Source organism: Bacillus sp. FSL K6-1145, from assembly GCF_038003425.1.
GTDB classification, from domain to species: Bacteria; Bacillota; Bacilli; order Bacillales; family Bacillaceae; genus Bacillus; species Bacillus pumilus.
The window spans coordinates 2729512-2743630 of sequence record NZ_JBBOPC010000001.1; the positions used below are offsets into that span (position 1 = coordinate 2729512).

General features: G+C 46.9%; 6 protein-coding genes, 21 tRNA genes and 3 rRNA genes. 3 read left to right on the top strand and 27 right to left on the bottom strand.

Annotation, left to right across the window (positions count from 1 at the left end; translation table 11 throughout):
• Positions 1-6: 6 nt before the first annotated feature.
• From menH to MHH41_RS13810, 3 genes are read right to left on the bottom strand one after another with little or no spacing between them, the layout of a single operon-like run.
• Positions 7-831, bottom strand: coding sequence for a 2-succinyl-6-hydroxy-2,4-cyclohexadiene-1-carboxylate synthase (gene menH / locus MHH41_RS13800; RefSeq protein WP_137055398.1), 825 nt, complete (start codon positions 829-831; stop codon positions 7-9).
• Complete coding sequence (menD, locus tag MHH41_RS13805; RefSeq protein ID WP_340866460.1) at positions 816-2558, bottom strand: 2-succinyl-5-enolpyruvyl-6-hydroxy-3-cyclohexene-1-carboxylic-acid synthase; 1743 nt, start codon at positions 2556-2558, stop codon at positions 816-818. Before menD ends, menH begins: the two co-directional genes overlap by 16 nt.
• Positions 2551-3969: an isochorismate synthase gene (locus MHH41_RS13810; RefSeq protein WP_310426635.1), complete on the bottom strand. Its 1419-nt coding sequence runs from the start codon at positions 3967-3969 to the stop codon at positions 2551-2553. The genes menD and MHH41_RS13810 overlap by 8 nt, the downstream gene beginning before the upstream one ends.
• A gap of 382 nt (positions 3970-4351) precedes the next feature.
• Between MHH41_RS13810 and MHH41_RS13815 the strand changes: the two genes are divergently transcribed.
• From MHH41_RS13815 to MHH41_RS13825, 3 genes are all read left to right on the top strand, one after another.
• Positions 4352-5290 (top strand): 1,4-dihydroxy-2-naphthoate polyprenyltransferase, encoded by a 939-nt coding sequence (locus MHH41_RS13815; protein WP_003217744.1) that lies wholly within the window; start codon positions 4352-4354, stop codon positions 5288-5290.
• A gap of 117 nt (positions 5291-5407) precedes the next feature.
• Positions 5408-6130: a TraR/DksA C4-type zinc finger protein gene (locus MHH41_RS13820; RefSeq protein ID WP_340866461.1), complete on the top strand. Its 723-nt coding sequence runs from the start codon at positions 5408-5410 to the stop codon at positions 6128-6130.
• Between the two features lie 86 nt (positions 6131-6216).
• Positions 6217-6693: a TspO/MBR family protein gene (locus tag MHH41_RS13825; protein ID WP_034620862.1), complete on the top strand. Its 477-nt coding sequence runs from the start codon at positions 6217-6219 to the stop codon at positions 6691-6693.
• Positions 6694-6772: 79 nt separating this feature from the next.
• Here the strand turns inward: MHH41_RS13825 and MHH41_RS13830 are convergent.
• The 24 genes from MHH41_RS13830 to MHH41_RS13945 all read right to left on the bottom strand — a co-directional run bounded on the left by MHH41_RS13830 (position 6773) and on the right by MHH41_RS13945 (position 14058).
• A tRNA-Glu gene (locus MHH41_RS13830) sits at positions 6773-6844 on the bottom strand.
• A 7-nt stretch (positions 6845-6851) separates the two neighbouring features.
• Positions 6852-6942, bottom strand: a tRNA-Ser gene (locus MHH41_RS13835).
• Between the two features lie 3 nt (positions 6943-6945).
• Positions 6946-7020: transfer RNA gene (locus MHH41_RS13840), tRNA-Asn, on the bottom strand.
• 6 nt (positions 7021-7026) lie between these two features.
• A tRNA-Ile gene (locus MHH41_RS13845) sits at positions 7027-7103 on the bottom strand.
• A gap of 17 nt (positions 7104-7120) precedes the next feature.
• Positions 7121-7194: transfer RNA gene (locus MHH41_RS13850), tRNA-Gly, on the bottom strand.
• A gap of 11 nt (positions 7195-7205) precedes the next feature.
• Positions 7206-7281: transfer RNA gene (locus MHH41_RS13855), tRNA-His, on the bottom strand.
• A gap of 27 nt (positions 7282-7308) precedes the next feature.
• A tRNA-Phe gene (locus MHH41_RS13860) sits at positions 7309-7381 on the bottom strand.
• An 18-nt stretch (positions 7382-7399) separates the two neighbouring features.
• Positions 7400-7476: transfer RNA gene (locus MHH41_RS13865), tRNA-Asp, on the bottom strand.
• 48 nt (positions 7477-7524) lie between these two features.
• Positions 7525-7601 (bottom strand) — tRNA-Met (locus MHH41_RS13870).
• A gap of 23 nt (positions 7602-7624) precedes the next feature.
• Positions 7625-7717 (bottom strand) — tRNA-Ser (locus MHH41_RS13875).
• Positions 7718-7724: 7 nt separating this feature from the next.
• Positions 7725-7801: transfer RNA gene (locus MHH41_RS13880), tRNA-Ile, on the bottom strand.
• Between the two features lie 4 nt (positions 7802-7805).
• Positions 7806-7879: transfer RNA gene (locus MHH41_RS13885), tRNA-Met, on the bottom strand.
• A gap of 24 nt (positions 7880-7903) precedes the next feature.
• A tRNA-Ala gene (locus tag MHH41_RS13890) sits at positions 7904-7976 on the bottom strand.
• Between the two features lie 8 nt (positions 7977-7984).
• A tRNA-Pro gene (locus MHH41_RS13895) sits at positions 7985-8061 on the bottom strand.
• Between the two features lie 7 nt (positions 8062-8068).
• Positions 8069-8145: transfer RNA gene (locus MHH41_RS13900), tRNA-Arg, on the bottom strand.
• Between the two features lie 11 nt (positions 8146-8156).
• Positions 8157-8242: transfer RNA gene (locus tag MHH41_RS13905), tRNA-Leu, on the bottom strand.
• Positions 8243-8254: 12 nt separating this feature from the next.
• A tRNA-Gly gene (locus tag MHH41_RS13910) sits at positions 8255-8326 on the bottom strand.
• A gap of 30 nt (positions 8327-8356) precedes the next feature.
• Positions 8357-8439 (bottom strand) — tRNA-Leu (locus MHH41_RS13915).
• An 8-nt stretch (positions 8440-8447) separates the two neighbouring features.
• Positions 8448-8523: transfer RNA gene (locus MHH41_RS13920), tRNA-Lys, on the bottom strand.
• 37 nt (positions 8524-8560) lie between these two features.
• Positions 8561-8636 (bottom strand) — tRNA-Thr (locus MHH41_RS13925).
• Positions 8637-8669: 33 nt separating this feature from the next.
• Positions 8670-8745: transfer RNA gene (locus MHH41_RS13930), tRNA-Val, on the bottom strand.
• 474 nt (positions 8746-9219) lie between these two features.
• Positions 9220-9335: ribosomal RNA gene (gene rrf, locus MHH41_RS13935) — 5S ribosomal RNA — on the bottom strand.
• 61 nt (positions 9336-9396) lie between these two features.
• A 23S ribosomal RNA gene (locus MHH41_RS13940) occupies positions 9397-12327 on the bottom strand.
• Between the two features lie 182 nt (positions 12328-12509).
• Positions 12510-14058: ribosomal RNA gene (locus tag MHH41_RS13945) — 16S ribosomal RNA — on the bottom strand.
• Together the 16S, 23S and 5S rRNA genes with 21 tRNA genes alongside form the textbook arrangement of a ribosomal RNA operon.
• Positions 14059-14119: the final 61 nt, after the last annotated feature.

The window sequence follows — 14119 nt, forward strand, 5'->3', positions numbered from 1 at the left end:
CCTCCTCTAATCTTGCGTAATAAACTCACTTACTATTTTACCAAAAAAATGTGGTTGTTCCACATGAACTGTATGCCCAGCCTGCTCAACCAATATGAATTGACTGCCTTCAAGCTCCTGCTGCATACGTGTGGCGATCTTGCAGAACTTTTCATCAAGCGCTCCGCACATCAATAAAACAGGTAAATTCATATGCTTTAAAGCCTTCCAAACAGAGGGCTGCGAACCTGTTCCTATGCCTTCTAAGCTGCGAGCCAGTCCAAGTGGATTGGCTTTTAGCCTTTCCTCTCGTAGTTGAGCCTGCGTGTCAGCTGATAAAGTTTTCTGCGAAGCAAACAGTGGAATACTCTCCCAAAAATCCACAAACTTCACTAAACCTTCATGTCTCATTTTCTGAGCCAGCTGATGATCATGTTTGAGTCTTGCCATCCGCTCTTTAAACGTGCGAAGCCCTGGAGAGGTACTCTCTAGAATCAACTTGTTGACTCGCTCTGAATAACGAGAGGCAAATGATAAAGCAATACGTCCTCCCATAGAATATCCGAGAATATTCACTTTGTGAAGCTTTAATTGGTTTAAAATCTCTGCAAGATCTGCTAGCTGATGCGACATCGCATATCTTCTTATACTTTCTGGTGAGTCCGTGCGGCCATGTCCAAGCAGGCTGACTTGAATCAATCTTGTATTTCCCATATAAGCATTCAAGAATGTCCAAGAAGCCGCGCTTCCAGTGAAGCCGTGTAAGCATAGCGTGGCATTCTCACCTGATGGATTCTGATCCACCACCTCGTACGCCACACCATCACGCATCCGTATTATGAAAGAAGACATTCTTTTTTCACTTCTTCCAATATGTCATCCATCATTTGACGATGCTTGCTTACACGAGAATGCCGATCTGTTTCAATTTCAATTAAATGAAGTCCAGGCTCTTCTATATGCGCCTTGTAGACATCATGTAATTCTTGTTTCGTTGACGGTTTCGAATAGGTTCCCCCATACAACTTCGAAGCATACTCAAAATTCAGTCCAGTCGGTGTACCAAAGAGTTTTTCATAATACGGTTCTTCAGACGCCTGTGGAAGGAAAGAAAAGATGCCTCCTCCATCATTGTTTAACAACACAACCGTCAGTGGAATGTCCATCAACTTCGCTGCAAGGAGACCATTCATATCATGGTAAAATGATAAATCTCCAATCACTAAGGTGACCGGCTGTTTCAAAGCTGCATACGTGCCAAGTGCTGTAGACACAACACCATCAATACCATTTGCTCCTCGATTCGCCATCATTCGAAAAGGCTTCGATTGCGCTTCAAAAAATGTATCCACATCACGAATCGGCATACTATTCCCGATAAAAAGGACACTCTCCTTCGGCAAAAGATGCTGAAGCTGACGGTACACATTCCCCTCAAATGACAGATCCTCATCAGAATAATGGGAAGCATGCGTTCTGAATGATGAATTTGCATCCTGCCAGCGCTTTAGAAAACTTGTATCCTCACGTTGGTCCGATCTATTAACTACTTCATCTACAAAAGCTGCCACATCACTTTCAATGACATATGAAGCACTCAGCCCAGGATCTCGAAAACCTCCGGCAGCATCAACAACAATCTGATTCACTTCCGCATGTTTTTCCAGCCACTTGAATAAAGGCTTAGACACAGGCATCGGTCCAAAACGAATGACCATATCCGGCAATAGGTGCTGCTGCAATGCTTCATCTTTCAATAAAGAATCATACGCATCAATAATAAGCTCTGCATGCTCATGACCATTTCGTAAATGAGAAAGCGGGTCCGCTAAAATCGGCATATGCAAGGCTTTTGAAAGACGTAATACTGCCTCTATCTCTTCCTCCGTATGAAGCTCGCCACACACAATCAGTCCCTTTTTGGAACGGTTCATAACCGTCACAATTTCAGATATCGCATCATCATTTGGGAAAGCCTGTCCTGTAGCTAATACCTTTTTCAGGTCTGTTTCTTCTCGCTCGAAAGGATCAATAGACAAATCAGGAAGCAATGGTTCTCTCAGAGGGACATTGATTTGTACAGGTCCCTTCGGCTCTTGCATCGACATATGATTTGCTCTTGCCGCAGCCGTCTGAACATAGCGTAACATCGTCTGACTTTCTTCTGGCAATGCTAAGTCTGTGAACCATTTAACAAACTTACCGAATAAGAATTGCTGATCAATCGCTTGAGGTGCTCCAACTTCCCTCAATTCGTGCGGCCGATCAGCAGTTAAAACAATAAGTGGGACACGGGAATAATGTGCCTCTACAATGGCTGGGTAAAAGTTAGCTGCTGCTGTACCTGACGTACAAATAAGCAGCACTGGTGTTTGACTTGCTTTTGCAAGACCAAGCGCATAAAAAGCAGCAGACCGTTCATCCACTAATACATGGACATTGATGTCTTGGTGGGCTAGAGCCAGCATTGCAAGCGGGGTCGAACGAGAACCTGGACAGACAACTGCCTCTTGTACGCCACCTTGGACAAATTCATCCATCAATCTGCCAATATATGTTGTCATGATTTGATTATTCAATAGGACGACCTCCAAGGGCAGATAGCATTGGTCTTAATTTCACTTGCGTTTCCTCGTACTCCTGCTTTGCAAGGGAATCCTCTACAATGCCGCAGCCAGCGAACAAACGAACATGGTCTTCCTCAATAAGACCTGACCGAATGGCAACAGCAAATTCTCCATTATCCTGAGAGTCAATCCACCCTACCGGCGCTGCGTACCAGCCACGTTTCAACGGTTCGATTTCACGAATGACCTCAACCGCCTTTTCCTTCGGATATCCGCCTAATGCTGGCGTCGGATGGAGCTGTTCAATTAATGAAAAGAGAGAACAGCTGCTTTTAATTTCTCCTACAATCGGTGTAAACAAATGCTGAATGTTTTTTGTTTTATAAAGACTAGGTTGATTTGGTTTATGCACGCGAAGGCAATTAGCCTCAAATGCTTGCTCAATCATATTGACAACAATTTGATGTTCAATCAAATTCTTCTCATCATGCAGCAGTTCCTCGCCTAATGCTCGATCTTCCGCTTCATCTTTTCCACGAACAATCGAACCTGCTAAACAAGATGAAAAGACCTCTCCGCCGCTTTTTTTCACTAAGCGTTCCGGCGTAGCTCCGACAAATGCTTGTTTCCCCTGTTCAACCGCAAATACATAACTCGTTGTTTGATGCTTTAATAATTCTGATAACAGTGGAGCGAGTTCAATTTGATTTTTATAGTGAAGCAAGACTTCTCTTGCTAAAACAACCTTTTCATATTCGTTTGCACGAATGTGGTCTGTCGCTTCTTGGATCGCCTTCATCCATTCCTTCACATCTCGTTCTTCCATATGAACAAGTTCAGCTTGTCCACCATGTCTGAGCGGTAATGTTTCGTAATGAGAGGCTTTTTGTTCTAATTCTTGAATGAGCTGATGAACATTCCCGTCCACCTGCTTCCATTCATTGATCGTCAGAAACGTGCCTTCTTTCGAGACAGTAAGCATCATCGATGGCACAAAAAAATGAGCCTCGCCAAAAGCTTCCCAGTGACGCGCCTTCTCTTCATACGGATCAAATGAGAATCCTCCAAATAAAAGCGGACCAACAGCCGCTTGCCTTAACTCCTTCTCATCATGAAAATGGAACATGTGCTGCTTCAGCTGTTCCCATTCTTGATGGACTGTATCAAATCGTTCCTTGCCTTGCTCAGATGATTTAATAACGGCCGCTCTGCCAAGTCCAGAAAATATCATTTGGCTTTCTGGATCAGACCAAAAAAACCGCTCGCCTAAAAAATCCGCTTCGCCGCTTTGGAAAAAGGCAAGAGGATCCAGATCGTCAACTCTTCTGGAGTAGCTTATCAAAACAGCATGGTTGACGTTATTCGCTTCTTCTAATGTCGCAAGCGCTTCCTGCCGGAAAGTACTTTGCACTGTTGTCACCATGATACATTCCTCCAAAATCCATGAAATAACATAAAAAAATAAAACCATAATGAACAAATACGTGAACATTCGAGTATGTCGAATGACCTGCTTTTCTATTATAAACCTTAACAGATGAACTTAGTAAAGAAAACAGCTTTTTAAACCTAGAATCCTTATTATATCACGCTTTCTAGATTTTTTCGCTGCTGCTTCTTGAAACGAGAGCATCTATAAGAAAAATGGAAAGTCTTGTTCTAAGATCAAGCTTTCTCTCGATATGGCAACGATTAGCAAACATCTTTTTCAGGTTTCATCGCATCAATATATTGACACCTTTTTGAACTTTGCTAAACTGGAATTTGGACGTGTACGTATTTTTTTATTTAAAGGAGTATATTTTATGCAGCATCAATCGATATCAGATCAGCTTTCACCGATTAAGCCTGATAAGAACTGGCGGATTTGGTGGAATTTACTACGACCGCATACATTAACAGCAGCATTTATTCCCGTTACTTTAGGAACTGTTCTCGCACTTCCAAGTGGTCAAATACATGTTGGGCTATTTTTAGCTATGCTGTTTGCATCTATGTTTATCCAAATCGCAACGAACATGTTTAATGAGTACTTTGATTATGTTCGCGGATTGGACAACGAGAAATCTGTCGGCATCGGCGGCGCCATTGTCAGAAATGGTGTGAAACCTAAAACCGTTCTCAGCCTTGCTTATGCACTATTTGCGCTTTCTTTACTACTAGGGGTGTACATTTGCATGATGTCTAGCTGGTGGATTGCACTGATAGGACTCATATGTATGGCAGCAGGCTATTTCTATACAGGCGGTCCTGTTCCTATTGCATATACACCGTTTGGAGAAGTTGTGTCAGGTGCTTTTATGGGACTAGGAATCATCCTGATCAGTTTCTATATTCAAACAGGCACACTGACGTCTAAAGCTGTTCTCGTCTCATTACCAATTTCTATTTTAGTTGGTGCCATCTTACTATCGAACAATATCCGCGATTTAGACGGCGATAAAGAAAATGGACGAAAAACACTTGCTATTCTTGCTGGGCGAAAGGCTGCTGTGAACATTTTACTTTCCATGTTTTTGATCTCTTATGTACTTATTTTTGTTTATATCTTCACAGATATTGTCGGCCTTTGGAGTCTTCTTGTTTTACTCAGTGTCCCAAAAGCATATACAGCTATCAAAGAATTTAAGCAAAAAGAAAAACCAATTGAATTAATGAATGCCATGAAATCTACAGCTCAAACCAATACATTTTTCGGTTTCCTGCTGACAATCGCTTTGATCTTACAATACTATATCGCGTAACAAAGAACGCCTGCAGCCGCAGGCGTTTTTTCATGAGGAATTGCTTCAATTTGGAACTAGTCTTACAGACAAAATTGCTCATACTAATATTATGTTTAATATGAAAGGATGATCGCTTTGTTGTCTAAAGACGAATTACATCATTTGAAGCAGCGACTTCTCGATGAAAAGCACGAACTCGAAGCCAAAAGCCATGACGATGAACAAAAAGTATCATTTCCTTATGATTCGGTCGGAGACCTGTCAGCCTATGATAATCACCCAGGTGATCAAGGGACAGAGCTGTTCGAACGCGGGAAAGATATTGCGTTAAACAGTTTGGAACATGAACATCTGTTAGACGTTAATGAAGCACTTCAAGCCATCACAGACGGCTCTTATGGGCTATGCAAGGTCTGTAAATCCCCTATCCCAAAGGAACGCTTAGAGGCCTTACCTAGTGCCGTCACATGCACAGAGCATTCAAAAGAACAAACCGTTTCACAAAACCGTCCGATTGAAGAGGATTTATTAAGTCCGCCATCAGGGCAATTCGAAAATGAAGAAAGTGCAGCCTATGATGGAGAGGATGCATATCAAGACGTAGAGCGCTACGGAAACTCTGATACTCCGTCCGATATGGAAATTCCTCCATTGACATACGATGATGTGTATACACAATCAGAAGATGAAGACTATGAAGGATTCGCAGCTGCTGATATTGAGGGCAAAGCAAGCAAAGTATATCCAAATAAAGCCCACGAAGCCTATGAAGAGGCATTGGATGACGAAGGCGTCATGACCGTATTTGGTGACTTGAAGCCGTACGAAGAAGAACCTTATACAGAAGAAAATCATTAGTCCCCTCATAATGGGGGCTTAATGTTTATATCATGTAATGATTGGGAAATCACTTTAAGAGTGAATTTGATTGGAGGAGATTCTTAATGGCGAGAAAAAGTATCATTTGGGCAGTGGTTGTCTTCTTTATTACATACGCATTATTCTCTATTGCCGGATTCTTGTTTCCGATTGACAGAGAGTGGTATGATGCATTAAATAAACCGGAATGGACACCGAGTGGTGGAGTAATTGGCGCTGTGTGGGCTGTCTTATTTGCTCTCATCTCGTTGTCCGCAGCGATCATTTATGGAAAATATGGATTTCAAAAAATCACTTTACCCTTTTGGATTCTTTTTCTTTTAAATTACGTATTTAATCAAGCCTTTAGTTTTTTTCAATTTACACAAAAAGATCTATTTGCCGCTACGATCGACTGCCTGCTTGTAGCGCTGACAGCACTTGCTCTTGTTATCGTCTCGCGTAAACTAAGCAAAGTCGTTCCAATTTTACTAATTCCTTATGTCTTATGGGGCTTCTTTGCAACATACTTGTCTTATACGATCTATTCCATGAACATGTAAAAAAAGACCGCTATAATGGCGGTCTTTCTTTTTTGAAGAAAATAAAAAAGAGATCTTTGACAAGACCTCTTTCTAAACATGACCCGTACGGGATTCGAACCCGTGTTACCGCCGTGAAAGGGCGGTGTCTTAACCGCTTGACCAACGGGCCAGATAAATGGCGGAGAAGGAGGGATTTGAACCCTCGCGCCGCTCGCGCGACCTACACCCTTAGCAGGGGCGCCTCTTCAGCCACTTGAGTACTTCTCCATTTGGCTCCGCAGGTAGGACTCGAACCTACGACCGATCGGTTAACAGCCGATAGCTCTACCACTGAGCTACTGCGGAATATCATGGTGGGCCTGAGTGGACTCGAACCACCGACCTCACGCTTATCAGGCGTGCGCTCTAACCAGCTGAGCTACAGGCCCATGAATGGATATACAAATGGAGCGGGTGATGGGAATCGAACCCACGACATCAGCTTGGAAGGCTGAGGTTTTACCACTAAACTACACCCGCAAATATATGTATGGGGCGATTGATGGGAATCGAACCCACGAGTGCCAGAGCCACAATCTGGTGCGTTAACCACTTCGCCACAACCGCCATACTATCAATATTTTTTTATAAAAGTGGCTCGGGACGGAATCGAACCGCCGACACACGGATTTTCAGTCCGTTGCTCTACCAACTGAGCTACCGAGCCAAGTATTCATTTTAAAAATGGCGGTCCGGACGGGACTCGAACCCGCGACCTCCTGCGTGACAGGCAGGCATTCTAACCAACTGAACTACCGGACCATTTTGGTTGCACTCATTGAGCACTCCCTATTGGTGTATAAAATAATTTGGTTGCGGGGGCAGGATTTGAACCTGCGACCTTCGGGTTATGAGCCCGACGAGCTACCGAACTGCTCCACCCCGCGATGATATAAGTTTTTAAAAAATATGGCGGAGGAAGAGGGATTCGAACCCCCGCGGGCTTTGACACCCCTGTCGGTTTTCAAGACCGATCCCTTCAGCCGGACTTGGGTATTCCTCCGTATAGATGGTGGACCTTGTAGGACTCGAACCTACGACCGGACGGTTATGAGCCGTCTGCTCTAACCAACTGAGCTAAAGGTCCTTTATAGCGGCGGAGGGGATCGAACCCCCGACCTCACGGGTATGAACCGTACGCTCTAGCCAGCTGAGCTACACCGCCATGATCAAAATAATCTTTTAAAAGTGGAGCCTAGCGGGATCGAACCGCTGACCTCCTGCGTGCAAGGCAGGCGCTCTCCCAGCTGAGCTAAGGCCCCATAAAAGATGGTCGGGAAGACAGGATTCGAACCTGCGACCCCTTGGTCCCAAACCAAGTGCTCTACCAAGCTGAGCTACTTCCCGATCTTAATGGCGCGCCCGAGAGGAGTCGAACCCCTAACCTTTTGATCCGTAGTCAAACGCTCTATCCAATTGAGCTACGGGCGCTTATTTTATAATGCCGAGGGCCGGACTTGAACCGGCACGGTAGTCACCTACCGCAGGATTTTAAGTCCTGTGTGTCTGCCAATTCCACCACCCCGGCGTGGATGGTATAAGCGGAAGACGGGATTCGAACCCGCGACCCCCACCTTGGCAAGGTGGTGTTCTACCACTGAACTACTTCCGCATTACAGGATTTCTTTATTTTATTTGGCAATGCGGGTGAAGGGACTTGAACCCCCACGTCATAAAGACACTAGATCCTAAGTCTAGCGCGTCTGCCAATTCCGCCACACCCGCATGAAACATGGTGAGCCATGAAGGACTCGAACCTTCGACCCTCTGATTAAAAGTCAGATGCTCTACCAACTGAGCTAATGGCTCGCTTTAAAAGCGACTTGTCTATCTTACCATATGAAACTGGTGCCGGCAAGAGGACTTGAACCCCCAACCTACTGATTACAAGTCAGTTGCTCTACCAGTTGAGCTACACCGGCTTTATCTATCCTAACATTATGTAAGAATAAATATGGTGGAGGATGACGGGCTCGAACCGCCGACCCTCTGCTTGTAAGGCAGATGCTCTCCCAGCTGAGCTAATCCTCCACTATGTAGGAATCTCTCGATCCGACAAAGATTATTATATACAGGTTTTCATCATTTGTAAAGGCTATATTAAAAAAATTTTATTTCAATTTTCCTTACGTATTTCTTTTAACAAATGACCTTTATTTCCTCTATTCAAACAGCGTCATCTAACGTTCATCACTTAAACTTCTCCACTCTATATTCTCTTTAAAAACGGGCAATTCCTTTATAAATATGAACATCTCACATTAGATACAGTATGTCCGAAATAGAATTATCTACTAATAACGATACAGAGCTCTTCTATCATCTATTAATCTAACTCTCTACTAGGTTTAACTGAAACGCTTGATCTCTTTTGTTTTAATGTGTTTCACATGCTTGTATATGAGTTAGAGTGTCGAAACGTTCATCAAACAAGTGCAATCAGCAGCATATTTTCTCAAGAAGCACAAAAAAGACCAGTTCCGTATGGAACTGATCCTTATACAAGCTTGGCGGCGTCCTACTCTCACAGGGGGAGACCCCCAACTACCATCGGCGCTGAAGAGCTTAACTTCCGTGTTCGGTATGGGAACGGGTGTGACCTCTTCGCTATCGCCACCAAACCTGATGGAGAGAATGTTCTCTCAAAACTAGATAACAATGTTCAAACTTCACATTAGAATATAGGTTAAGTCCTCGATCTATTAGTATCTGTCAGCTCCACGTGTCACCACGCTTCCACCTCAGACCTATCAACCTGATCATCTTTCAGGGATCTTACTTCCTTGCGGAATGGGAAATCTCATCTTGAGGGGGGCTTCATGCTTAGATGCTTTCAGCACTTATCCCGTCCGCACATAGCTACCCAGCGATGCCCTTGGCAGAACAACTGGTACACCAGCGGTGCGTCCATCCCGGTCCTCTCGTACTAAGGACAGCTCCTCTCAAATTTCCTGCGCCCGCGACGGATAGGGACCGAACTGTCTCACGACGTTCTGAACCCAGCTCGCGTACCGCTTTAATGGGCGAACAGCCCAACCCTTGGGACCGACTACAGCCCCAGGATGCGATGAGCCGACATCGAGGTGCCAAACCTCCCCGTCGATGTGGACTCTTGGGGGAGATAAGCCTGTTATCCCCGGGGTAGCTTTTATCCGTTGAGCGATGGCCCTTCCATGCGGAACCACCGGATCACTAAGCCCGACTTTCGTCCCTGCTCGACTTGTAGGTCTCGCAGTCAAGCTCCCTTGTGCCTTTACACTCTGCGAATGATTTCCAACCATTCTGAGGGAACCTTTGGGCGCCTCCGTTACATTTTAGGAGGCGACCGCCCCAGTCAAACTGCCCACCTGACACTGTCTCCCTGCCCGATAAGGGCAGCGGGTTAGAAGGTCAATACAGCCAGGGTAGTATCCCACCGATGCCTCCACCGAAGCTAGCGCTCCGGTTTCCAAGGCTCCTACCTATCCTGTACAAGCTGTACCAACATTCAATATCAGGCTGCAGTAAAGCTCCACGGGGTCTTTCCGTCCTGTCGCGGGTAACCTGCATCTTCACAGGTACTATAATTTCACCGAGTCTCTCGTTGAGACAGTGCCCAGATCGTTGCGCCTTTCGTGCGGGTCGGAACTTACCCGACAAGGAATTTCGCTACCTTAGGACCGTTATAGTTACGGCCGCCGTTTACTGGGGCTTCAATTCGCACCTTCGCTTACGCTAAGCGCTCCTCTTAACCTTCCAGCACCGGGCAGGCGTCAGCCCCTATACTTCGCCTTACGGCTTCGCAGAGACCTGTGTTTTTGCTAAACAGTCGCCTGGGCCTATTCACTGCGGCTTCTCGGGGCTTTAACACCCTAAGAAGCACCCCTTCTCCCGAAGTTACGGGGTCATTTTGCCGAGTTCCTTAACGAGAGTTCTCTCGATCACCTTAGGATTCTCTCCTCGCCTACCTGTGTCGGTTTGCGGTACGGGCACCTCTCACCTCGCTAGAGGCTTTTCTTGGCAGTGTGGAATCAGGAACTTCGCTACTAAATTTCGCTCGCCATCACAGCTCAGCCTTTATGGGAAACGGATTTGCCTATTTCCCAGCCTAACTGCTTGGACGCGGATATCCAATACCGCGCTTACCCTATCCTCCTGCGTCCCCCCATTGCTCAAATGGTGAGGAGGTGGTACAGGAATATCAACCTGTTGTCCATCGCCTACGCCTTTCGGCCTCGGCTTAGGTCCCGACTAACCCTGAGCGGACGAGCCTTCCTCAGGAAACCTTAGGCATTCGGTGGACGGGATTCTCACCCGTCTTTCGCTACTCATACCGGCATTCTCACTTCTAAGCGCTCCACCAGTCCTTCCGGTCTGACTTCACAGCACTTAGAACGCTCTCCTACCACTGTTCGTAAGAACAGTCCGCAGCTTCGGTGATACGTTTAGCCCCGGTACATTTTCGGCGCAGAGTCACTCGACCAGTGAGCTATTACGCACTCTTTAAATGGTGGCTGCTTCTAAGCCAACATCCTGGTTGTCTAAGCAACTCCACATCCTTTTCCACTTAACGTATACTTTGGGACCTTAGCTGGCGGTCTGGGCTGTTTCCCTTTCGACTACGGATCTTATCACTCGCAGTCTGACTCCCAAGGATAAGTCATCGGCATTCGGAGTTTGACTGAATTCGGTAACCCGGTAGGGGCCCCTAGTCCAATCAGTGCTCTACCTCCGAGACTCTTACCTTGAGGCTAGCCCTAAAGCTATTTCGGAGAGAACCAGCTATCTCCAGGTTCGATTGGCATTTCACCCCTACCCACACCTCATCCCCGCACTTTTCAACGTGCGTGGGTTCGGGCCTCCATTCAGTGTTACCTGAACTTCACCCTGGACATGGGTAGATCACCTGGTTTCGGGTCTACGACCACGTACTCATGCGCCCTATTCAGACTCGCTTTCGCTGCGGCTCCGCATCTTCTGCTTAACCTTGCACGGGATCGTAACTCGCCGGTTCATTCTACAAAAGGCACGCCATCACCCTTTAACGGGCTCTGACTACTTGTAGGCACACGGTTTCAGGATCTATTTCACTCCCCTTCCGGGGTGCTTTTCACCTTTCCCTCACGGTACTGGTTCACTATCGGTCACTAGGGAGTATTTAGCCTTGGGAGATGGTCCTCCCGGATTCCGACGGAATTTCACGTGTTCCGCCGTACTCAGGATCCACTCTGGAGAGAACAACATTTCAGTTACAGGGCTGTTACCTTCTTTGGCGGGCCTTTCCAGACCTCTTCGCTTATATCGTTCCTTTGTAACTCCGTATAGAGTGTCCTACAACCCCAAGAGGCAAGCCTCTTGGTTTGGGCTGTTCCCGTTTCGCTCGCCGCTACTCAGGGAATCGCATTTGCTTTCTCTTCCTCCGGGTACTTAGATGTTTCAGTTCCCCGGGTATGCCTTCTCATACTCTATGTATTCAAGTATGGATACTACTCCATTACGAGCAGTGGGTTTCCCCATTCGGAAATCTCCGGATCAAAGCTTGCTTACAGCTCCCCGAAGCATATCGGTGTTCGTCCCGTCCTTCATCGGCTCCTAGTGCCAAGGCATCCACCGTGCGCCCTTTCTAACTTAACCATTTCTTACTTTAGAAAGAATCACTATGTGTGATGAACTTTGCATTGCATTCAATGTGAATGTATTACTTATTGTTATCTAGTTTTCAAAGAACAATCCTGTCTCGCTAGAGACATGTCTTGAAGGAATGATCCTTCAAAACTAAACAAGACGAAAACGCACGCTGCTCCATATATCCTTAGAAAGGAGGTGATCCAGCCGCACCTTCCGATACGGCTACCTTGTTACGACTTCACCCCAATCATCTGCCCCACCTTCGGCGGCTGGCTCCATAAAGGTTACCTCACCGACTTCGGGTGTTGCAAACTCTCGTGGTGTGACGGGCGGTGTGTACAAGGCCCGGGAACGTATTCACCGCGGCATGCTGATCCGCGATTACTAGCGATTCCAGCTTCACGCAGTCGAGTTGCAGACTGCGATCCGAACTGAGAACAGATTTATGGGATTGGCTAAACCTTGCGGTCTCGCAGCCCTTTGTTCTGTCCATTGTAGCACGTGTGTAGCCCAGGTCATAAGGGGCATGATGATTTGACGTCATCCCCACCTTCCTCCGGTTTGTCACCGGCAGTCACCTTAGAGTGCCCAACTAAATGCTGGCAACTAAGATCAAGGGTTGCGCTCGTTGCGGGACTTAACCCAACATCTCACGACACGAGCTGACGACAACCATGCACCACCTGTCACTCTGTCCCCGAAGGGAAAGCCCTATCTCTAGGGTTGTCAGAGGATGTCAAGACCTGGTAAGGTTCTTCGCGTTGCTTCGAATTAAACCACATGCTCCACCGCTTGTGCGGGCCCCCGTCAATTCCTTTGAGTTTCAGTCTTGCGACCGTACTCCCCAGGCGGAGTGCTTAATGCGTTAGCTGCAGCACTAAGGGGCGGAAACCCCCTAACACTTAGCACTCATCGTTTACGGCGTGGACTACCAGGGTATCTAATCCTGTTCGCTCCCCACGCTTTCGCTCCTCAGCGTCAGTTACAGACCAGAGAGTCGCCTTCGCCACTGGTGTTCCTCCACATCTCTACGCATTTCACCGCTACACGTGGAATTCCACTCTCCTCTTCTGCACTCAAGTTTCCCAGTTTCCAATGACCCTCCCCGGTTGAGCCGGGGGCTTTCACATCAGACTTAAGAAACCGCCTGCGAGCCCTTTACGCCCAATAATTCCGGACAACGCTTGCCACCTACGTATTACCGCGGCTGCTGGCACGTAGTTAGCCGTGGCTTTCTGGTTAGGTACCGTCAAGGTGCGAGCAGTTACTCTCGCACTTGTTCTTCCCTAACAACAGAGCTTTACGATCCGAAAACCTTCATCACTCACGCGGCGTTGCTCCGTCAGACTTTCGTCCATTGCGGAAGATTCCCTACTGCTGCCTCCCGTAGGAGTCTGGGCCGTGTCTCAGTCCCAGTGTGGCCGATCACCCTCTCAGGTCGGCTACGCATCGTCGCCTTGGTGAGCCATTACCCCACCAACTAGCTAATGCGCCGCGGGTCCATCTGTAAGTGACAGCCGAAACCGTCTTTCATCCTTGAACCATGCGGTTCAAGGAACTATCCGGTATTAGCTCCGGTTTCCCGGAGTTATCCCAGTCTTACAGGCAGGTTACCCACGTGTTACTCACCCGTCCGCCGCTAACATCCGGGAGCAAGCTCCCTTCTGTTCGCTCGACTTGCATGTATTAGGCACGCCGCCAGCGTTCGTCCTGAGCCAGGATCAAACTCTCCGAGGTATGCAGGATGCATATCACACATGCGTTGCTACACGATGTAGCGAACTTAGCATGTGATCAT

Coding starts and splice junctions, on each gene's coding strand:
- MHH41_RS13810 (WP_310426635.1), bottom strand. CDS start 3,969: ATGGTGACAACAGTGCAAAGTACTTTCCGGCAGGAAGCGCTTGCGACA.
- menH (WP_137055398.1), bottom strand. CDS start 831: ATGTCTTCTTTCATAATACGGATGCGTGATGGTGTGGCGTACGAGGTG.
- MHH41_RS13815 (WP_003217744.1), top strand. CDS start 4,352: ATGCAGCATCAATCGATATCAGATCAGCTTTCACCGATTAAGCCTGAT.
- MHH41_RS13825 (WP_034620862.1), top strand. CDS start 6,217: ATGGCGAGAAAAAGTATCATTTGGGCAGTGGTTGTCTTCTTTATTACA.